The 19,514-nt window shown below is 48.2% G+C and carries 16 protein-coding genes; 9 read left to right on the top strand and 7 right to left on the bottom strand.

Translation table 11 applies throughout. The features are described from left to right. The first annotated feature begins 28 nt into the window (after positions 1-28). Entirely contained in the window at positions 29-895 is an 867-nt protein-coding gene (lgt, locus tag C5O19_RS04350) for a prolipoprotein diacylglyceryl transferase (protein ID WP_104710065.1), read from the top strand. 69 nt (positions 896-964) lie between these two features. Here the strand turns inward: lgt and C5O19_RS04345 are convergent, their stop codons facing one another. Next, the gene (locus tag C5O19_RS04345; RefSeq protein ID WP_104710064.1) at positions 965-1,348 is read right to left on the bottom strand and encodes a DUF4870 domain-containing protein; all 384 of its coding nucleotides are present in this window, start codon (positions 1,346-1,348) and stop codon (positions 965-967) included. 186 nt (positions 1,349-1,534) lie between these two features. On the opposite strand from C5O19_RS04345, the gene C5O19_RS04340 reads away from it, so the two are divergent. Then, positions 1,535-1,999, top strand: a complete 465-nt coding sequence (locus C5O19_RS04340; RefSeq protein WP_104710063.1) for a nucleoside deaminase — start codon at positions 1,535-1,537, stop codon at positions 1,997-1,999. Between the two features lie 74 nt (positions 2,000-2,073). Here C5O19_RS04340 and C5O19_RS04335 read toward each other — a convergent pair whose 3' ends face one another. The 3 genes from C5O19_RS04335 to C5O19_RS04325 form a co-directional block, all read right to left on the bottom strand. Then, positions 2,074-2,991 carry an ROK family protein gene (locus C5O19_RS04335; protein WP_104710062.1) on the bottom strand — a complete coding sequence of 306 codons (918 nt, stop codon included), beginning with the start codon at positions 2,989-2,991 and terminating at the stop codon, positions 2,074-2,076. Between the two features lie 110 nt (positions 2,992-3,101). Continuing rightward, the gene (locus tag C5O19_RS04330) at positions 3,102-3,374 is read right to left on the bottom strand and encodes a hypothetical protein (protein WP_104710061.1); all 273 of its coding nucleotides are present in this window, start codon (positions 3,372-3,374) and stop codon (positions 3,102-3,104) included. Between the two features lie 147 nt (positions 3,375-3,521). Beyond that, positions 3,522-4,655: a carboxypeptidase-like regulatory domain-containing protein gene (locus tag C5O19_RS04325; protein WP_104710060.1), complete on the bottom strand. Its 1,134-nt coding sequence runs from the start codon at positions 4,653-4,655 to the stop codon at positions 3,522-3,524. Between the two features lie 26 nt (positions 4,656-4,681). On the opposite strand from C5O19_RS04325, the gene C5O19_RS04320 reads away from it, so the two are divergent. The 7 genes from C5O19_RS04320 (at position 4,682) to C5O19_RS04290 (ending at position 15,730) form a co-directional block, all read left to right on the top strand. Further along, on the top strand, positions 4,682-5,716 hold the full coding sequence (locus C5O19_RS04320; protein ID WP_104710059.1) for a quinone-dependent dihydroorotate dehydrogenase: 1,035 nt from the start codon (positions 4,682-4,684) through the stop codon (positions 5,714-5,716). Between the two features lie 137 nt (positions 5,717-5,853). Beyond that, positions 5,854-8,487, top strand: coding sequence for an FtsK/SpoIIIE family DNA translocase (locus C5O19_RS04315; RefSeq protein WP_104710058.1), 2,634 nt, complete (start codon positions 5,854-5,856; stop codon positions 8,485-8,487). Between the two features lie 168 nt (positions 8,488-8,655). Next, positions 8,656-9,276, top strand: coding sequence for a LolA family protein (locus tag C5O19_RS04310; protein ID WP_243406323.1), 621 nt, complete (start codon positions 8,656-8,658; stop codon positions 9,274-9,276). A 454-nt stretch (positions 9,277-9,730) separates the two neighbouring features. Further along, on the top strand, positions 9,731-13,153 hold the full coding sequence (locus C5O19_RS04305) for a response regulator (RefSeq protein WP_104710057.1): 3,423 nt from the start codon (positions 9,731-9,733) through the stop codon (positions 13,151-13,153). A 39-nt stretch (positions 13,154-13,192) separates the two neighbouring features. Beyond that, entirely contained in the window at positions 13,193-14,020 is an 828-nt protein-coding gene (locus tag C5O19_RS04300; RefSeq protein WP_104710056.1) for a CheR family methyltransferase, read from the top strand. A gap of 21 nt (positions 14,021-14,041) precedes the next feature. After that, positions 14,042-14,608 carry a chemotaxis protein CheB gene (locus tag C5O19_RS04295; RefSeq protein ID WP_104710055.1) on the top strand — a complete coding sequence of 189 codons (567 nt, stop codon included), beginning with the start codon at positions 14,042-14,044 and terminating at the stop codon, positions 14,606-14,608. Between the two features lie 9 nt (positions 14,609-14,617). Continuing rightward, complete coding sequence (locus C5O19_RS04290; protein ID WP_104710054.1) at positions 14,618-15,730, top strand: sensor histidine kinase; 1,113 nt, start codon at positions 14,618-14,620, stop codon at positions 15,728-15,730. Between the two features lie 109 nt (positions 15,731-15,839). Here the strand turns inward: C5O19_RS04290 and C5O19_RS04285 are convergent, their stop codons facing one another. The 3 genes from C5O19_RS04285 to ahcY all read right to left on the bottom strand — a co-directional run bounded on the left by C5O19_RS04285 (position 15,840) and on the right by ahcY (position 19,430). Then, on the bottom strand, positions 15,840-16,346 hold the full coding sequence (locus C5O19_RS04285) for a pyridoxamine 5'-phosphate oxidase family protein (protein WP_104710053.1): 507 nt from the start codon (positions 16,344-16,346) through the stop codon (positions 15,840-15,842). Between the two features lie 60 nt (positions 16,347-16,406). Beyond that, positions 16,407-18,023, bottom strand: a complete 1,617-nt coding sequence (locus C5O19_RS04280) for a M1 family metallopeptidase (RefSeq protein ID WP_104710052.1) — start codon at positions 18,021-18,023, stop codon at positions 16,407-16,409. A 93-nt stretch (positions 18,024-18,116) separates the two neighbouring features. After that, complete coding sequence (gene ahcY / locus C5O19_RS04275) at positions 18,117-19,430, bottom strand: adenosylhomocysteinase (protein WP_104710051.1); 1,314 nt, start codon at positions 19,428-19,430, stop codon at positions 18,117-18,119. Between the last annotated feature and the right edge of the window lie 84 nt (positions 19,431-19,514).

Here is a 19,514-nt window from a genome sequence, read left to right as displayed (position 1 = left end):
ATTTTTACCGCCTGAAACTAACTTTTACATGTTCAACTATATTGTTTGGAACGTAAACCCAGAGATTTTCCACATCGGTTCATTTTCGGTTCGGTGGTATGGATTACTGTTTGCTCTGGGTTTCCTGGTCGGTCAGCGAATTATTCTGCACATTTTTCGGAAAGAAGGTTTACCCGACGAATGGGTTGATACCCTAACCTTATACATGGTACTGGCTACGGTGGTTGGAGCCCGGGTTGGACATTACGTTTTCTACGAGTATCCCATGTTTTTTGCCAATCCCTGGAAATGGTTCAAGGAAATGCTGTTGCCGCCGTACGCGGGTCTGGCCAGTCACGGAGCCATGGTGGGTATTATCACGGGACTCTACCTATTCGCCCGTTCCAAAAAAATCAATTTCTTCTGGATTTCCGATCGAATCGTGATTACTGTAGCCCTCGCGGGTTGTTTTATTCGTCTGGGCAACCTGATGAATTCGGAAATTGTAGGAAAGGTTACGGATGTACCCTGGGCCTTTGTCTTCCTAAACAACACCGAATTTTCACCCGATCCCCGACACCCGGCTCAGTTGTACGAAGCCATTTCCTGCCTGATTCTTTGTGTTGTGTTGTATTCCATCTGGAATCGATACAAAACCAGTCTGCCTCAAGGTATACTTACGGGACTTTTCATGGTCGTCGTATTCGTACTGCGTTTCGTGTATGAATTTTACAAAGAGAACCAGGTAACGTTTGAAGACCAGATGACGTACAACCTCGGTCAGCTACTCAGTATTCCGGCCGTTTTGTTTGGTTTGCTTGGCATCTGGTGGGCCATTCGCCGTCGCGAAACCCGAATTTTCACCAATGAAGCCTCCGCAGCCCAGGCTCGTCAGGAGTTTTCTAAACCCAAGTAAGAGGGTTTTCTTAACAAGAAGAGCCATCAACCGACGGTTGATGGCTCTTCTTGTTTGAACCGCTGGCTACTACTTTACGATCCGCCAGTTGAAAGGATATTGATAATACTCACCGTTGTTTGCTTTGATTGCCGCAATGACTACAAAGACAATATCAAGCACGGCAACGACGGGTAAGATAATTAGCCCTACGCCGCAGGTCAGTATTCCCAGAATGATACAACCCACAAAGGCGATCGACATGAGAATCTGAAAATTCAGGGCCTCTTTGCCGTGGTAGTCCACGTACGTAGAACGCTCGCGGTAAATCAGCCAAACGATGAGGGGGCCAAGAAACGAAAGTCCCCCCAGGAAACTAGCCACGATGCTACTCAGGTGAGCCAGCATGGCCCAGGTACGGGCATCGGATTCACTCATGGGCGGTTGCGAAGGAGGCAGTGGTTGATAGTCCATTGTAGTCTATGAATAGATAGGATAAAAGTTGAATCACAGGCAATTCTAGGGATTTTCCGGAGAAGGCCCAAATCCTGTGCCATGCTTACGTGCGGAAGAACGGATGAATGGATTTTAACTTTCATCAATGGTCTGAAAACCGTCTGTATTTATTTTAGTTATATGAACTGTTTATGAATTTTAGCCATGAATCAGTATATCCAAGAAGCTATTGAGCTTTCCTTTCAGGGCCAACGGGCCGGACTAGGCGGTCCCTTTGGTGCCGTTATTGTGAAAGACGGGGTAATCATTGGACGCGGACATAACCGCGTTACCTCCAGCCATGACCCCACGGCCCACGCCGAGATTGTTGCCATTCGGGAAGCCTGTACGTATTTAGGCACGCACCAGTTGTCGGGTTGTGAACTGTACACTTCCTGCGAACCGTGCCCCATGTGTCTGGGAGCCATTTTCTGGGCTCGCCCCGATCGCGTGTATTACGCCTGCACGCATGAACAAGCCAGCGACGCTGGTTTTGATGACTCCTTTATTTATGAGCAGGTAGCCCTGCCGCCATCCGAACGTGGTCTACCCATGATTCACCTCCCGACGGAAGGTGCTCAGGCAGCCTTTGACGAGTGGAAAAGGAACGAAGCGAAGATTCATTATTAAGGGCATCCGAACGTATCGAACAGGCCACAGAGTAAAGTCATAAAAAAGGCCAGAACTCGCGTTATGGCCTTTTTTTATAAATAACTATTTTGCCGGGCGACGAGCAATGCTCCTCTTACCACGGCTTCGTCCTGTAACTGAGCCAGGGCTATTTTGGGTAAGGGAAGAAAGGCTTCCATGACGTACGCAGAAAGCTTTTGGTCGATCACCTGACTCAGCTTTTCCGTGAGTTCAGGAACGCCTCCACTGAGTACAATGAGGTCAGGGTGAAACAGATGAACAACGTGGGACAGAGCAAAGGCTAATTGATCGGCCGTTTCATTGAGCAATTGTTCGGCCAGTGAATCACCATTTGCCAGGGCCTGAATTAGGTAGGAAACGCCTTGCCCAGCAGCCACCGCCTGAGCCAGTGGGCCATCGGGTTGTTTAGCAACTTCTTCTTCAATGCGTTGGATAATGGCTCGTACGGAAGCAACGGATTCCAGCGTAGTACCAGAGCGATCGAGCCGTATCTTTCCAATTTCTGATTCACCGGGTCGGGCTCCGTGATAAATTTGCCCTTTCTGAATCAGGCCGCCCCCAATACCGTGCCCGAGTTTCAGATAAAATACGGTAGCGTAGTTTTTACCCGCTCCCTGAATGGCCTCGGCTAAGGCAGCCAGGTTGGCGTCGTTCTCTACCCAAGACGGACAATGCAAGTGATCTTCCAGCCAATCGGATAAATCAAAATTTTTCCAACCTTCAATGCGGTACGATTGAATGGTTTTCCCCTGCCGCCAATCTACCGGCCCCCCAAAACCTACGCACATTGAAGAAAACCGATAGCGGGTCTGCAAATCATCGATGACTTCCTCGATCTGGGCTCTCAGATCTTCCGCAGTATTCCCCGGCACTACATCCCGGCGTATGTGTTCAGTGATGGTGTATGTTTCATCGGCTACGGCTAAATGAATCTTGCCCGAGCCAATTTCAATCCCCAGAAAATACTTCATAGGTCGAGAATAAATGCTAAGCAGGGTACGGAACCTTGGCAGCCCGTACCCCTTCGATGCGTTCTAATAGGAGCGTCTAAATTAAAGTGCTTTTTTTAAAAAGCACCTATTTATCGACTACAACGCATACCGAGCACTTCTTCGTAGTCCTCGTAACCGGGGAAAAATACGTTGTTTAAGCTAATGATTTGGCTCAAAGGAATCTCTACACCCGTGGCCAGTTCCAGAAATTCTCCGGTTTCATTTTTCACAACGTTTTTAAAGGGGGCTCCGGTGGCCTTGTATTCTCGGTATTCGTTGAAATACTCGAGCTTGTTTTTATGACCTACGGCTTTGGTTAACAATTCTACGTAGGCTGGTGCTAAGGTTTGATACGTTTGCATAAGACAATTGGTTTTCAATGAAGTCTGAGCGAAAGGCTCTTCTTTCTACGGCGTAAAAAGCTTGACCAAGGAATCGGTGAAGGCTTCAACTATTAAACATTTCCGTTCTTAAAAACATTCATGTCTGTAGCGATTCCCACCTTACGTCTACGGATATGGCTGAAAATCAAAGGGCAACGAATCGCCCGTTTTTTCGTAAACAAAATAACCGGATACGAGCAGATCTAGCGACGGAAAATATTGCCCATTTGCCTGAATGCGGACCATCTGACTCAGTAATTCAATGACACTCGTCTGCGGACGCTGACTCATTCCGGGTCGGCTGGGAAAGTCCATTTCTTTCGTGTATGTCACCTGGATGGCTCCCGGAAAAGTCATGATACTCTGTTCGGCAGTGTGTAATCGCTTTACCAGCAGGTCGTCGCTTCGTAAGGGTTCTTCCAGTACTTGATAGCTACGGTACCGATCCACTTCGGATCGACTCAGCTTTTTACCCGCCAAAGCCAGAGCGTTCATGGGAGAATGGGCAGGATTTGCCATTCGTTGTACAATGAATCCTTCAGAGGCCAGTGTACCGTTATGCAGACTTCGCAAAAAATGCGTGAGTGATCCGTAGTAGGCCCGATTGCGGTTGCGTTTCCAGCGACTCATCGTTTCGGAGCTCGTCGTGGGCAATTCTTCGTACACTGGATAGCCTAGGTACGAAACGTAGCCCTGGGTCCGGTGATAGGAAAATCCTTCAAGCTGGTATTTGATGCGGTAACCCAGTGCCTGATTTTCAATAATCAAAGGCTCGCGGGCTCCGGCCGTTAGCCATTGTTTGGTGGAATCTTCCGTAATCCAGAGTACGTCGGAATTCAGAATGGTACACTGCCGGGCGTTTTCGGTTGCCCCCAGAAACATACTCACAAAGCGTTCGTATCGTTGTTTCCAGTGCTTGTCGCGTTTCGTTTTTACTTTCACCTCAGCCAATAATTCGGGATTGGCTTTAAGTAGAATCTCCAGCGAAGCTGACCGATTATCGGTTTGGATCGTTTGTGTCTGGGTTTGGTAGCCCACGTACGAGACGACCAGTTCAAGCGTACCCGCTGGAAGTTGGTTTAAAGTAAATTCACCCGCCTCATTTGTGGTAGTACCGCGGGTGGTATTGGCCAGAAAAACGTTCGCAAAAGGTAAGGGTTTACGGTCGTCGGCGTTCAGTACGCGACCTCTCAGGGTTTGCTGAGCCCCGACCGTAAAGGAAAAAGTCAAGAAAAGGATCAACCCAAGCAGCGGTTTCATAGCTGCAAAGTGCGTATTTTTGTCCCATGTACCAAGCTCTGATTCGCCCGCTGCTCTTCTGTTTCGATCCTGAACAGATTCATCACTTTTCGTTCAACTTCCTGAAGTTTAGCTTTAAAATACCGTTCGTTCCTGCGTTAAGCCGGAAAATCTTTACGGTAACGGACCCGCGACTGGAGCGGGAAGTCTTTGGCATTCGATTTCCAAATCCGGTAGGTCTGGCGGCTGGTTTCGACAAAAATGCCGAATTAGTAGACGAGCTTTCCTGCCTCGGCTTCGGTTTTGTGGAGATCGGTACGGTAACGCCCCGCCCCCAACCTGGCAACGACCGTCCGCGGCTGTTTCGCCTGAAGGCCGATCAGGGCCTGATTAATCGCATGGGTTTCAATAATAAAGGAGCCCGGACTGCCGCCGAAAAACTCCGCCGACGCAGAAGTCGCGTACTTATTGGGGGAAACATTGGTAAGAATAAGGTGACGCCCAACGAAAAAGCCGTAGACGATTATCTGGCCTGCTTCCATGAACTGAAAGATACGGTTGATTACTTTGTCGTGAACGTGAGTTCGCCCAATACGCCGAACCTTCGGGCTTTGCAGGAGAAGGAACCGCTGACCGAGCTGTTACTGACGCTGCAAGCCGAGAACCTGAAACAGAGTCGGCCCAAGCCCATTTTGCTCAAGATCGCTCCGGATTTGACGAATAGTCAGCTCGACGACATCATTGACATTGTACAAACCAGCCGGATTGCGGGGGTCATTGCGACGAATACGACGATTTCCCGCGAAAACCTGCAAACGCCCCGGCAAACGATCGAAGCCATTGGAGCAGGTGGACTTTCCGGTAAGCCGGTACGAGAGCGTTCGACAGAAGTCATTCGCTACCTGCATCAGCAGTCGAAAGGCAGTTTCCCGATCATCGGCGTGGGTGGAATCCATTCCCCCGAAGATGCTTTGGAGAAGCTACAGGCCGGGGCCAGCCTGATACAAGTGTATACAGGATTCATTTACGAAGGTCCTGCTCAGGCCAAGCGTATTTGCAATTATTTGCTTGACAATCAGTAGTAAATAAAATATTATAGAACAGAAGTGGATTTCAACAGTTTACTTTTGTAAATTTTGGAACCTAAACGGACGTACCTTTTCTGGGTATACGCCAATCTGGCTCTGGGCTTGCATTCTGATTTATAGTTTCGTGATACATGGCAAAAAAGGTAGATTCTTCTAAACAACCTCTCCGCAAACCCGCCAGTAAGCCTTCGAAAAGCCTTCGGGCAACGATTGCCGGCCCGAGTACGCGGCTGGTCATCGGAGGACTCACGGTGTTACTGGCGGTGCTGCTCTTTCTGGCTTTCTTTTCTTATCTGATTTCGGGTGAGGCCGATCAAAGTGTGGTGGGAGCGGCGTTCAAAACACCCTTGAAAGATTCAGGTCAGAAAGTACAAAACTGGCTGGGACTGACGGGAGCCATCGTTGGTCACTTTTTTGTATTCCAGTGGTTTGGCATTGCTTCCTTTCTCATCATTCCTGTGCTATTGGTAGCGGGAATTAAGCTTACGTTTTCCCGGGAAATTTTTCCGCTCAAACGGCTTACCTATCAGGCGATTTTTTACATGCTCTGGGTTAGTGCGGTATTAGGTTTTGTGGTATTATGGTCCGATTCGCAGAGCAATCTCAGTACACTTTCGGGTGGGGTTGGTCTCTTAATCAATCAGTTACTGTATAACCTGATCGGTTGGGGTTCCATCGCAGTAATTGCGGCGGCGTTGTTTGTGTTCGTCATTTACTTTTACCGGGTTGACTCCTTGGAGCACGTCGCCGAAAAAGTAGAAGGCATGAAAGTACCCCGCCCGACGGTGAGCAATCCGTTCAAGAACTTATTTAAGGAAATAGAAGAGCTGGATGAGGACGAAGAAGAGGAAAAACCCATTGAGAAACCGGCTCCGGTGAAAGAAGAACCCAAACCGGTACTTCGGAAACCCATTCCGGTGATTACCGAACCCGACGAGCCGGAGGAAGAAGCGGACGAAGAAGAACAGGAATACCTGCAATTACAAAAAGTAAACCGGCTCGCCGAAGACGCTCGCCGCGTACTCGAAACGCCGATTCCGCTGCCCGTAGAGGCCGTTCCCGTGGAAGAACCAGTACTGGAGGAAGTCGTAGCGTATACACCTCCCGCTCCCAAAGTAAGCCGGGAAGTACCGAAAGAGAAATCCCCGGAACCCGACTTTATCATTGAGAAGGCTCCGGCTGAAGAGGTTCTGCCCCCAAAAAAAATAGAAAAATTAGATACGCAACCCAACGAAAGCCTGATCAAAGAACTGGGCCTGTACGATCCTACGCTCGATCTGGCCCGGTATCAGTACCCAAGTGTTGAGTTGTTGCGGGAGTACACGGCCGATAAAGCTCAGGTCTCGGAAGAAGAATTAAAAACGAAGAAGGATACCATTTTACGTACCCTCAGCGATTACGGCATCAGCATTGCCAGCATCAAGGCTACGCCAGGTCCAACCGTAACGCTGTACGAAATTGTACCTTCGGCGGGTGTCAAGATTTCCCGGATTAAATCGCTGGAAGATGACATTGCCCTTTCATTGGCGGCTCTGGGTATTCGGATCATTGCCCCCATGCCGGGGAAAGGAACCATCGGTATTGAAGTACCGAATAAGAACCGCGAAATGGTGAGTATTCGGGCGGTGGTAGCCAGCGAAAAATTCCAAAAATCCACGGCTGAACTTCCGGTTGTACTGGGCAAGACCATCTCCAACGAAATCTTCGTTACGGATCTGGCTAAAATGCCCCACTTGCTCATTGCTGGGGCCACCGGTCAGGGTAAATCCGTTGGGATGAACGTGATTCTGGCTTCGCTGCTGTACAAAAAACACCCGGCTCAGCTCAAGTTCGTACTGGTCGATCCCAAGAAAGTGGAGTTGAGTCTGTTCAGCAAGATTGAGCGGCACTTCCTGGCGAAACTTCCCGGTACTGAAGACGCCATTATTACCGATACCAAGAAGGTCATTTATACACTCAATTCGTTGTGCGTGGAGATGGATTCGCGGTATGAATTGCTGAAAAACGCCGGTTGCCGTAACCTGAAGGAATACAACCAGAAGTTCATCGAACGTCGCCTGAATCCGGAGAAGGGTCACCGCTTCCTGCCGTACATCGTGCTGGTTATTGATGAGTTGGCCGATTTGATGATGACAGCTGGCAAGGAAGTAGAAACACCCATTGCCCGTCTGGCTCAGTTGGCCCGGGCCATTGGCATTCACCTGATTGTGGCGACGCAACGGCCTTCGGTGGATATTATCACGGGTAAAATCAAAGCCAACTTCCCAGCTCGTCTCTCGTTCAAAGTAACCCAGAAAGTGGATTCTCGTACTATTCTCGATACGAACGGAGCCGATCAGCTGGTGGGTCAGGGAGACATGCTTTTCCTGCAGGGTTCAGACATGACGCGTTTGCAATGTGCTTTCGTTGATACGCCGGAAGTGGATGCCGTCTGCGATTTCATTGGCGAGCAACAGGGTTATTCCGATGCTTATCTGTTGCCCGAATTCGAAGGTGATGAAGCTGGTAACGACGAGAAAGACGTGGATCTGGCCCAGCTTGATCCGATGTTTAAAGACGCCGCTCGCCTGATCGTCATTCATCAACAGGGCTCTACTTCGCTGATTCAACGAAAAATGAAACTGGGCTATAACCGAGCCGGTCGTATCATGGACCAGCTCGAAGCCACCGGTGTGGTGGGTCCGTTTGAAGGTTCAAAAGCCCGTGAGGTACTTATTCAAAGTGAAGAACGCCTGGACGAACTCTTCAAGGAACTGCGGTTGTGAGATACATTGAATCGTTTTGAAAGCGTGGCTGGTAGCAATATCGGCCACGCTTTTTTTATCGAACCGTATGCATTCCTTTATTCTTGGTTCACAATTTTTAACAAGACTTACTACCCTTCTCCGGTAGGGTTCTTTTATCTTTGAAGAAGTCCATGAACGCATTAGACCATGAAAATTCTTAAAATTGCCCTTATAAACGCATTCCTTTTCAGTACCTTTTTCAGCCAAGCTCAAGACCCGAAAGCGGCCACCATTCTTGATGGCGTAAGCAAAAAATACAAAGCTTTGAATTCGTTTAACGTAGGTTTTACGTACGGAGCGGCGGGTGAATCCCAGAAAGGCGATCTGACGACGAAGAGCGGTAAATACTATCTCAAACTGGCCGGGCAGGAAGTGTACAACGATGGGAAAACCGTGGCGACTTACGTAAAAGAAGCCAACGAAGTCAATTTATCTACGAATGATCCGGCTAACAATGAATTTAGTCCGGCTACTATTTACAATATCTATAAGAAGGGTTATCAGTATAAACTGGTCGAAGAACGGAAAGACGGAAATGCTGTGATTGACCTGACACCTACCAACAAATCAGCTCACGTGTCGAAAGTACGGATGACCGTTAATAAGAACGACTCGTCCATTAAAGGCTGGCAGCTGACTGATAAATCTGGTAAGGTCCAAACCTTTAAGATTACAAAGTTCACGCCCAATGTCGCCGTGAACGATCAGACGTTTAGCTTCAACAAGAGTAAGTACCCAGGCGTAGAAGTGATTGATTTACGCGATTAATACCTAATTCATACAAAAAAGCATCGGCTCACCCTACGGTAAGCCGATGCTTTTTTGTATGAATTTACGCCTCATTCTTTGATCGATTCATCACCCCTATAGAACGAGTGAGTCTGTTTATTTTCATTAAAGAACCAATAGAAATCATTGGTAATTAACCTTTTCTGACGGATAAGGTGTTATAGATAAATGCCCTGAATTAAATGTTTTAAGCTTTATTTTTATGAATCGCTCGCCTATTCCTGAAATAAACTTTTAAAAGCAAAGGAAATTTTTCAATTAAAAGTCAATTAAATCTTTACTAGGTTCAATTTTTTCTTAAAAGTGCCCATCTGCTTAATCCATGCTAATCTTTTGTCAAAAAATACCTGATTCTGCCTATATGAGATAAGACCGTTAAGGGCGTACTTTGCTGTTGCTAAGCATACCGTCACCTTCAGGCTTGGCTCCCAGTATGCTTAAACTAACCGCTCGAAGTCGCGTCAACCTTATGTTTGTCGTGGGCCTCGCCCTTTTAATTACTGCCGGTTTTGTCACGTACAGTACCTTCCTCAAGCAGGCCGAAGATTCAGATTGGGTAAGTCATACCTACCGAAACCTGAATCAGCTAGAAAAAAGCCGCGACCTGATTCAAAAAATGCAGGTAGCCCAGCGGGACCATCGGCTTAATAAAGAAAATACCCACGCCCTTTCGGATTTCAGTGCGGCCCGAACCGAGATCGAGTCGAACCTGAAGACGCTCAATCAGCTCATGGCCGATAACCCGGCCCAGGTGATGAGGTTAGCGACGGTAGAGGATCAGCTTAGCCAGTTGTATACGTTCTGGACCTTGCCGGAAAACGCCGTACATAGTATTCAAACCGTTAATCGCGAAAGTAATCGCATCAATGCCGTCCGTACCAACCTGGATCACCTAGTTACGGTAGAGCAGAATTTGCTGACGAGTCGAGAAAGTCAGCGGGAATCCGCGTTCCGTACGGCTGGTATCACCATTCTGGTAGCCATGACGTTGGCTATTCTCATTGCCACCTTACTAATTCTGGTGGTATACCGGGAATTAAAACAACGCCAGGAAGCTCAGCACGAACTGAAGTCGCGACTGAATGATCTTTCGCAGCTTCATGAAGAAACGGCTCAGAAAAATTGGCTACTAACGGGCGTTTCTAAAATTAATGACAGCTTACAGGTGACCCACGACCTAGACTCTCTGGCTCAATGCATTATTCAGGAAGTAACGGCGTACCTAGAAGTCCCCGCCGGAGCCCTCTATGTGCTTGACCAAAAAAGTCTAATTCGAAGAGCCTCCGTAGGTTTGCCTTCGCATACGGCTACGGTATGGCCCCTAGGTTCGGGCTTATTGGGTAAAGCCGCTGCCTCGAAACATATCCAGCGTATTCAAAATGTTCCACCAGAGTTCTGGCAATTCCAATCCAGTACGGGGGCTTTACAACCCGGTGAAGTGCTTTTTATGCCTCTCTGGAATGGATCGAACCTGAAAGGGGTGCTTGAACTAGCTGCCTTCGGTACGTTCAGTGAATCTTCTCTGTTACTACTAGAAACGGCGGGTAATAACATTGCCGTTGCTCTGGACGCCAGTATAAGTCAGGAATCAAACAGCCAGTTGCTGAGTCAAGTACAGCAACAGACCGACACCTTACTGGAACAACAGGAGACTTTAAAGCAGGCCAACGAGGAGCTTACGCGACAGGCAGAAGTACTACAGGCTTCGGAGGAAGAACTGAAAGTACAGGAAGAAGAACTCCGGCAGGTCAATGTTGAACTGGAAGAACGGAATGAAGCCATCGAATCGGCCCGACGATCCCTGACTATAAAGGCCCGCGAACTGGAGCAGTCCAGCCAGTATAAGTCCGAGTTTCTGGCGAATATGTCGCACGAACTGCGTACGCCCCTCAATAGCGTATTGATTCTGGCCCGCCTGCTGGCTGATAATAAAGCCGGGAATCTTAGCGAAAAACAGATCGAACATGCTCAGGTTATTTTCCGGTCCGGAACCGATTTACTTAATCTCATCAATGATATTCTGGATCTGTCGAAAATTGAAGCCGGGAAAATTGATATTCTGATCGAAGAAGTGAAAACCGCCAGTATTCTGCGGAATATGCAGGATTTGTTTTCCGTACTGGCCGACGACAAAGGCATTCGCTTCCGCATTACAACGGACGACACCACGCCCGAATCGTTTTATAGTGATTACCAACGTATTGAACAGATTCTCAAAAACTTACTGTCCAATGCGTTTAAGTTTACCCCCCGGAGTGGTACCATTCAACTCAGCGTTCAACGGATTCAGCCGCAACCCGGCTTTTTTGAGCAAAATTTGAGCGAAGCTCCGGAAGTACTGGCCTTTAGCGTTGAAGATTCGGGTATTGGGATTCCTCTCGAAAAACAAAAACTCATTTTCGAGGCTTTCCAACAGGCCGACGGCTCGACAAACCGGAAATTTGGCGGTACGGGTCTGGGACTGTCCATCTGTCGGGAGCTCTCGCGATTGCTGGGCGGCGAAATCCGCGTAAACAGTGAAACGGGTCGGGGCAGTACGTTCACGCTGTATCTACCCGCTCAGGGAACGGTGATGCCTAAAGAATCCGTCAGCCCCATCGTATTAGAAACCGAGCCCCCTTTACTGAGTCTTGACAAACCGCGTGAACAAACGCAGGTTCCCGATGATCGGCAGGATTTGGTTCGGGGTGATCATACCTTACTGATCATTGAAGATGATGCGGTGTACGCCGAACGATTACGCGACTTAGCTCAGGCCCGCGGCTACAAAACCGTGATTGCCTTAACAGGGGCGGAAGGTCTCCACTACGCCCGTACGTACCGTCCTGCGGCCATCCTACTCGACATTTTCCTGCCTGATACCGATGGATGGAGCATGTTGAAAACCCTGAAAAATGACCCAGCCCTTCAGCCGATTCCGGTGCATATCATTTCAGCCGGTGACGAACCCCGCCATACGCTCCAGGGGGCCGTCTCGTTTCTGAGTAAAACGGCTTCCAAAGATGCTTTTGAAGCCGTATTCGCTCGGATTGCCGAACATCTACCCAGCAGTGAGAAAAAAATCCTGGTACTGACGGGTACCCAACTTCGTAGCCAGTCACTGACGGGCTGGTTGGCCGAACGAGATTTCCAGATTAATGCGCAGTTCGTGACGAGTCTTCCGGAGGCTCTCTTACGCTTCCAGCATCAGGAGTTTCATTGCCTGCTTATGGACGCGGGTGAGGCTTCCGAGGCCGTACTCCATACCCTTGAACAACTGCATACGGCCCTGGGTACGCACCAGATTCCCTTCATTCTCTTCCTGGATCAGGACTTGTCCCCCTCGGAAGAATCACGGTTCAAAAAAGTATCGGATGTCATTATCCGAAATTCGCCCCTGGCCAAAGATCGGCTGCTCGATGAGCTGGAACTGTTTTTGTTTAAAGTAGAAAGCCAGCCCGTAGTACCAAAGGCAACCGTAGTTATGGCGGAAAAGGCTTTGCAAGGCAAGAAGATACTTGTGGTAGACGATGATATGCGAAATGTCTTTTCCCTAAGTACGCTTTTGGAAGAATACGAGATGAATACTATCACAGCCGGAGACGGCCGCGAATCCTTGGAAGTACTCCGCAACAACCCGGATACTGACCTGATTCTTATGGATGTGATGATGCCTGAAATGGATGGGTATGAGGCCATACGGCACATTCGGGCCGACTCTCAGTTTCAGGAGTTGCCCATCATTGCCCTGACGGCAAAAGCCATGCAGGGAGACCGTGAGAAAAGTATACAAGCTGGAGCCTCGGATTACATCAGTAAGCCGGTAGACAGCAAACAATTGTTATCGCTGCTACGGGTCTGGCTGTCGCGGGGCTAAGCTCGGCGATCGTTTTATGTTAGCAACCGATGATTAGGTATGAATGACGGGATCGACATTTTACCCCACGAAATTGACGAAATCATTCAAGTGATTCGGGAACAGTATGGCTACGACTTCATCGATTACTCACGGGCGTCCTTTACCCGTCGAGTCAAGCACTGCATGCAGCGAGCGGGTCTGAAAACCATGTATGAATTACGTTATCACCTGATTAATGAGGCTTCGTTTTTTGCCTGGTTCCTGCAAACGTTGACGGTCAACGTTACAGAAATGTTTCGTGACCCGGTTTTCTACCGGCAACTTCGCGAAACGGTCATTCCCCGGCTGGCCTCCTACCCCATCATTAAAATCTGGCATGCGGGCTGTGCGACGGGCGAAGAAGTGTACTCGATGGCTATCTTGCTAAAAGAAGCGGGATTACTCGACCGAACGCGTATTTACGCGACGGACATTAATCCGGCAAATCTGGAGAAAGCTCGTAAAGGCATCATTCCACTCAACGCGATGAAAGAATATACGGCCAATTACACACGTTCGGGCGGAACAGAAGATTTTTCGTCGTACTACGAAGCCCATCCCGATCATGTGGTTATACGGCCTGAGTTACTGCAGAAAGTAGTCTTTTCCCAGCATAATTTGGTTACGGATCAGATGTTTAATGAATTTCAGCTCATTTGCTGCCGAAATGTGCTGATTTACTTCAATAAGAACTTACAGAATCGCGTCTTGAGGCTCTTATACGACAGTCTGGTTCCGCTGGGGTATCTGGCCCTGGGCATGAAAGAGTCACTCCTATTCATGGATATACAGGCTGAATTTGAGTCTATTAACGAATCCAGTAAAATTTTTCGTCGTAAACATTAACCGATCTGTTCAGCACTAAACATGAATTCCCTTCCTCCCGAAATCGTTGTCGTTGGTGGCTCAGCGGGTAGCGTATCGGTCATTATTCAACTGCTTGAACAGTTGCCTCAAGACTTTCCGTTTGCGTTGGTACTGGTTATTCACCGGCAGAAATCCGTACCCAGCGAAATGGATAAAGTACTGGGGTTTTCCAGCAACATCGAGGTTATCGAACCTAATGATAAAGATTTTGTACGAGCCAATCGAATCTACCTGGCTCCGCAAAATTATCACTTGCTGATCGAACAGGATCGTACCTTCAGTCTCGATTATTCGGAAGCCATTTATTACAGCCGTCCGGCTATTGACCCAGCCTTTGAAAGTGCCGCCGACGTATACGGATCAAGGGCTATGGGTATTTTACTGAGTGGGGCCAATCAGGATGGTTCCCAAGGACTTGCATACCTCGTTCAACAGGGTGGCCGGGCTATTGTTCAGGAGCCGCAAAGCTGCGAATTTCCTGCCATGCCCCTGGCCGGTCTGCAAGTTGTCCCTCAGGCTGAAGTAGCGAAGCCTGCTGAACTAATTAACCGTCTTTTTTCTCTATAAACGTATTCTATGACCGACGTTCAAACTGACTTTGTCATCCTTCTAGTCGATGATCGGGAAGAAAACCTGATTTCGTTGGAAGAAATGCTGGCCCAGGAAAATCGAGTATTCTTACGAGCACTTTCGGGTAATGATGCTCTGAAATTAGTGTTACGCAATCCGCAGATCGGACTGATTTTATTGGACGTACAAATGCCAGAAATGGATGGCTTCGAAGTAGCCCGTATCTTGAAATCGAATCCCAAAACCCGCGATATATCCATCATTTTCGTAACGGCTCTCAATAAGGAGCAACAGTACGTATTGAAAGGATATGACGAAGGAGCAGTAGATTACTTGCAGAAACCGCTCGACATTCGGGTAACGCAGGCAAAAGTCAGCGTTTTTGAAAAGCTTTATCGGTACCAGACACAGCTCAAACAAACCGCCGACGCTCTCCGAAAAACCAATAAGCAGCTCGAAAACTTCGTATACATCGTTGCTCACGACCTGAAGTCGCCCCTGAATGGCGTTATCGGTATGCTTTCGCTGATGCAAATGCAAAATGAAGAGGAAGGTTTGAATAAGGAAGAGCTTCGCGAGTATCTCGGCCTATCGCAGAGAGCTTCGTATCATTTGTCAGGAATGATTTCGGAGATTTTGGATTATTCCCGGAAGAGTTTGTCGGAACAAACTATCGAAGAAGTAGATGTCCAGGAAATGGTAACGCAGATTTTCCAATTACTATTTCCTCCCAAAAATATTCGTACAGCCATTAACGGTACCATGCCGCGTTTTCAGACCCGGAAATTGAAACTCCAGCAGGTATTTCAGAATCTGATCAGTAACGCTATCAAGTATAACGACAAAGCGAATGGTTTAGTAGAAGTGGGTTGTACGGAAAAAAATGAATTTTATGAGTTCTACGTCCGTGACAATGGTCCAGGCATTAGTTTGCAAGAACAGTCGAACTTATTTACCCTTTTTGGCGTAAGTCAGGCTCCTTCACAAACCCGCGATGACAAGACGGGCGTTGGGTTGAATATTCTGAAAGTACTGGTAGAGGAACAGGGTGGCAAGTTCCGGATCGATTCTACGGTAGGTGAAGGCAGTACTTTCTTTTTTGACTGGTACAAATTATAAAAATCAGTACCGTGCAGAAATACGGTTTGTTGCGTTTCTACACGGTACTCATTCGCTGATTTTCTCGTAGCGTATGGCTATGCGTATATAGCAGTAAAATGATTTGTGTCTACAAAGTCACTTTACCGTGTGATCCGTCGTCGTATGGGGTACCGGTAATGGCGGCTTTCAGCATTTTGAAACCATTGACCAGTTTACTTGAAGAACTATCCCAGAATTCGGCTTCGTCAATACTGATTTTCAATAAAGACAATTCCGGATCGTCGATGCCATTCGGGAACCAGGCTTTCAAAACGGGCGTGTAAAGCTCTTCCATCTTGGCTTTATCGGTCACCACTTTAGCCCGTCCCTGTACGCTTACGTACGTGTTTTCTTCCGGATTGGCATAGGCAACGCAGACGCGATGTTCCTGTTCTACTTCATCGGTTTTACGGGAATGTTCCCGAGTGAAAAACCACAGCGTACCATCGTCCTCCAGTTCGGACGTAGCCATGGGGCGGCTTCGTAAACCGTCATTTTCGGTATAGGTAGTTAACATGGCTACCCGTATATCTTTGATTTTATCTTTGAGCAGCTTGAGTTGCTCTTCTTGCGTGAGTTCTTTTACGTCAGACATGGCTAAAATCGCTATTAGTACATAGCGGTTAAGCAGAAAATTCCGTACCAAGACGTTGCCTTATTCCAAGGGCAGATGGCTGCCAAAGATGTAAAAACGATCCGTATCCAGCCGGAATTGCTGCCCATCTTCCTTTTTCAAATACACCGTTTGCCACTCATTCGTGGGATACAAGGTTTCATAGCGGTCCCCAAAAGTTACCCGAACGGGCATGACAAAACCGGGCACTTTCGTACGCCAGCGGTAGGTTAATTTAAAGCGTTTAGGATTATCAACCGACGTAAATTCAAAAACGGGTGGGTCGGCATGAAACAGGTACTGATTGAAAAAAGGGGTACAGTCAATTGCCAGCTCCTGATTGAAAAAACGCACTAATTCCTCCGTCGTAATAACCTGATAGGCAAAGCGTTTGGGAATTGCACGCAAGGTACGGTACCACAGCGAATCGTTGTTCACCACCTTTCGTAAAGTGTGCAAGATCCAGGCTCCCTTGTAGGCTTGATCCTGGGTTTTGGGCAGTTCTTCCACGCCCGAAGGTTCGACTAGCGGCTCGGTATTCTTGATCAGTTTTCGATATTCCTTAAGTCGTTCGAGAGCCGTCAGGTAATCTTTCGTTCGTTCCAGGTACAGAATTTCCGCGTAGGTAGCAAAAGCTTCTGAGATCCAGGCGTCGGCCTGATCCCGATACGAAACGCTGTTTCCGAAATAATGATGGGCACTTTCGTGGACAATCGTATAATCGAAATCATACGTTGGCAAATTCCGGTAAAAGTTCGCGTACGGAATTACGCCCTGCGGAGCCATTCCCTGAAAAGGCGTTTCCACGAGCCGGTATCCATCCCGCCAGAACGGGTACTTGCCGAAAATCTTTTCGTACGTATTCAGCATCGTTTTTACCTGCTGAAAATGCGTCTGGGCCTTTGCTACGCGGTCCGGCATGACGTAATACTCCAGTGAAAGTTGAGCCCCATCCAACGCTTCGTACGTATCCTGAATCCGTTGAAAATTGCTGACGTGCAGCGTGACACTCGCCGGCTGAATGGGATAGCTTACTCGCCAGTTGTACGACCAATAGCCATCCGGTCGATTTTTGTACACGCTTTCCAGATGTCCGTTCGCTACGCCGGTCAGCTCTTTTGGTACTACCACGTGAATCCGCATGGAGTCGGCTTTATCCGAAAAATCATCCTTGCAGGGCCACCATAGCCGACCGCCTGCGTGCTGGGTCGAAACGGTGATCCAGCTTTTACCGGACAAATTTTCCCGCCAGTCAACTCCACCTACCTGACTAGCATCTGCTATACCTTGGGGTTTACCTCGATACGTTACCTGAATGGTAGTTATTTTTCCCTTTCGCAGTGGCTCGGGAAAATCCACCCATACAATCGATTCTTTCCGCAGGAATTTCAGCGTTTGAGCGTCCTGCGTTACCTCTACTATTTCCAGATTCGGTACCAGGTCCAGCTGAATCCGAAACAGATTTTCCAGAGCTTTGAACCGGATGGTTACGGTTCCCTGAATGGATTCGGTCGTTGGATTAACCTTTACATTCAAGTCATAAAAGCCAACGTCGTAATTCGCACGAAATCGATTCAGCCCGTTGCTGCTTTCGGGCGTTGTTTGACTAAACGCCAGACCGTATCCGAAAAGCAAGAATCCGAAGAAGATCTTTTTCATGAGGCTGGAAGAAGGGTTTCACTGACTGCAAATAAAAAACAAAAGCCGGGCGTTTGTACAAACGCCCGGCTTTTCCGTGTATTGAACGGCTAATTAGTAACGATACAGTTCCGATTTGAACGGACCTTCTACCGTTACACCAATGTAATCGGCTTGCTCTACGTCGAGTTTTTCGAGTTGAGCACCGATGTGATCCAGGTGCAGAGCCGCCACTTTCTCATCGAGGTGCTTCGGCAATACGTATACTTTTTTCTCGTATTTGTCCGTGTTGGTCCAGAGTTCAAGCTGAGCCAGCGTTTGGTTCGAGAACGAGTTCGACATTACGAAGGAAGGGTGACCCATCGCTACGCCCAAGTTTACCAGACGTCCTTCGGCAAGTACGATCACTTCTTTGCCATCGATCGTATACAGATCAACTTGAGGCTTGATTTGTGATTTCGTTGAGCCGTAGTTTGCGTTCAACCAAGCCATATCGATTTCGTTGTCGAAGTGACCGATGTTACAAACAACCGCCTTATCTTTCATCGCCTTGAAGTGACGATCTTTGATGATGTTGATGTTACCCGTAGCCGTTACGAAGATATTGGCCCGTGGGGCGGCGTTATCCATCGTTACTACTTCATAACCATCCATGGCAGCCTGAAGGGCACAAATCGGATCGATTTCCGTCACCAGCACGCGGCAACCCGCTCCCCGCAGGGACTCAGCAGAACCTTTTCCTACATCACCATATCCAGCTACTACAGCCACTTTACCGGCCAGCATCAGGTCCGTACCGCGACGAATCGCGTCTACGAGTGATTCTTTACAGCCGTATTTATTATCGAATTTCGATTTGGTAACCGAGTCGTTTACGTTGATTGCGGGGAGGTACAACGTTCCTTTGCGGTAACGCTCATACAGACGATGCACACCCGTCGTCGTTTCTTCCGACAGACCTTTGATACCGTCAATCAGCTCGGGATAGTCGTCGAAAACCATGTTGGTCAAATCGCCACCATCGTCGAGAATCATGTTCAGGGGCGTACGTTCCGCTCCGAAGAACAAAGTTTGCTCGATGCACCAGTTGAACTCTTCTTCGTTCAGGCCTTTCCAGGCGTATACCGATATACCAGCGGCGGCAATGGCAGCAGCGGCGTGATCTTGCGTAGAGAAGATGTTGCAGGAAGACCAGGTTACTTCAGCACCCAGTTCAACCAGCGTTTCAATCAAAACGGCCGTTTGGATGGTCATGTGCAGACAACCCGCGATGCGAGCACCTGCCAGGGGTTTCTGCGGTCCGTATTCTTTCCGGATGGCCATCAGACCGGGCATTTCGGCCTCAGCGAGGCGAATTTCTTTGCGACCCCATTCGGCCAGGGAAATGTCTTTTACTTTGTAAGGGATGTACGTTTGCGTAGCTTCCATATGTTAGATCAACGATCTGGGATAGGTAATGTAAAGTTGGATTAAAACCGCGAAAATTCGTATGAACGAAGCATCAATCATTCT

Origin of the sequence: Siphonobacter curvatus (assembly GCF_002943425.1) — a bacterium.
Lineage (GTDB): Bacteria > Bacteroidota > Bacteroidia > Cytophagales > Spirosomataceae > Siphonobacter > Siphonobacter curvatus.
The sequence above is the reverse complement of the archived record's forward strand: the minus strand, read 5'-3'. Positions and strand labels throughout refer to the sequence as shown.

What these genes read in the sequence shown, in the direction of transcription:
- C5O19_RS04310 (WP_243406323.1), top strand. Translation starts at nt 8,656, where the DNA reads ATGAAAATTCTTAAAATTGCCCTTATAAACGCATTCCTTTTCAGTACC.
- C5O19_RS04345 (WP_104710064.1), bottom strand. Translation starts at nt 1,348, where the DNA reads ATGGACTATCAACCACTGCCTCCTTCGCAACCGCCCATGAGTGAATCC.
- ahcY (WP_104710051.1), bottom strand. Translation starts at nt 19,430, where the DNA reads ATGGAAGCTACGCAAACGTACATCCCTTACAAAGTAAAAGACATTTCC.
- C5O19_RS04325 (WP_104710060.1), bottom strand. Translation starts at nt 4,655, where the DNA reads ATGAAACCGCTGCTTGGGTTGATCCTTTTCTTGACTTTTTCCTTTACG.
- C5O19_RS04330 (WP_104710061.1), bottom strand. Translation starts at nt 3,374, where the DNA reads ATGCAAACGTATCAAACCTTAGCACCAGCCTACGTAGAATTGTTAACC.
- C5O19_RS04335 (WP_104710062.1), bottom strand. Translation starts at nt 2,991, where the DNA reads ATGAAGTATTTTCTGGGGATTGAAATTGGCTCGGGCAAGATTCATTTA.
- C5O19_RS04315 (WP_104710058.1), top strand. Translation starts at nt 5,854, where the DNA reads ATGGCAAAAAAGGTAGATTCTTCTAAACAACCTCTCCGCAAACCCGCC.
- C5O19_RS04285 (WP_104710053.1), bottom strand. Translation starts at nt 16,346, where the DNA reads ATGTCTGACGTAAAAGAACTCACGCAAGAAGAGCAACTCAAGCTGCTC.
- C5O19_RS04300 (WP_104710056.1), top strand. Translation starts at nt 13,193, where the DNA reads ATGAATGACGGGATCGACATTTTACCCCACGAAATTGACGAAATCATT.
- C5O19_RS04290 (WP_104710054.1), top strand. Translation starts at nt 14,618, where the DNA reads ATGACCGACGTTCAAACTGACTTTGTCATCCTTCTAGTCGATGATCGG.
- C5O19_RS04295 (WP_104710055.1), top strand. Translation starts at nt 14,042, where the DNA reads ATGAATTCCCTTCCTCCCGAAATCGTTGTCGTTGGTGGCTCAGCGGGT.
- C5O19_RS04280 (WP_104710052.1), bottom strand. Translation starts at nt 18,023, where the DNA reads ATGAAAAAGATCTTCTTCGGATTCTTGCTTTTCGGATACGGTCTGGCG.
- C5O19_RS04305 (WP_104710057.1), top strand. Translation starts at nt 9,731, where the DNA reads ATGCTTAAACTAACCGCTCGAAGTCGCGTCAACCTTATGTTTGTCGTG.
- C5O19_RS04340 (WP_104710063.1), top strand. Translation starts at nt 1,535, where the DNA reads ATGAATCAGTATATCCAAGAAGCTATTGAGCTTTCCTTTCAGGGCCAA.
- C5O19_RS04320 (WP_104710059.1), top strand. Translation starts at nt 4,682, where the DNA reads ATGTACCAAGCTCTGATTCGCCCGCTGCTCTTCTGTTTCGATCCTGAA.
- lgt (WP_104710065.1), top strand. Translation starts at nt 29, where the DNA reads ATGTTCAACTATATTGTTTGGAACGTAAACCCAGAGATTTTCCACATC.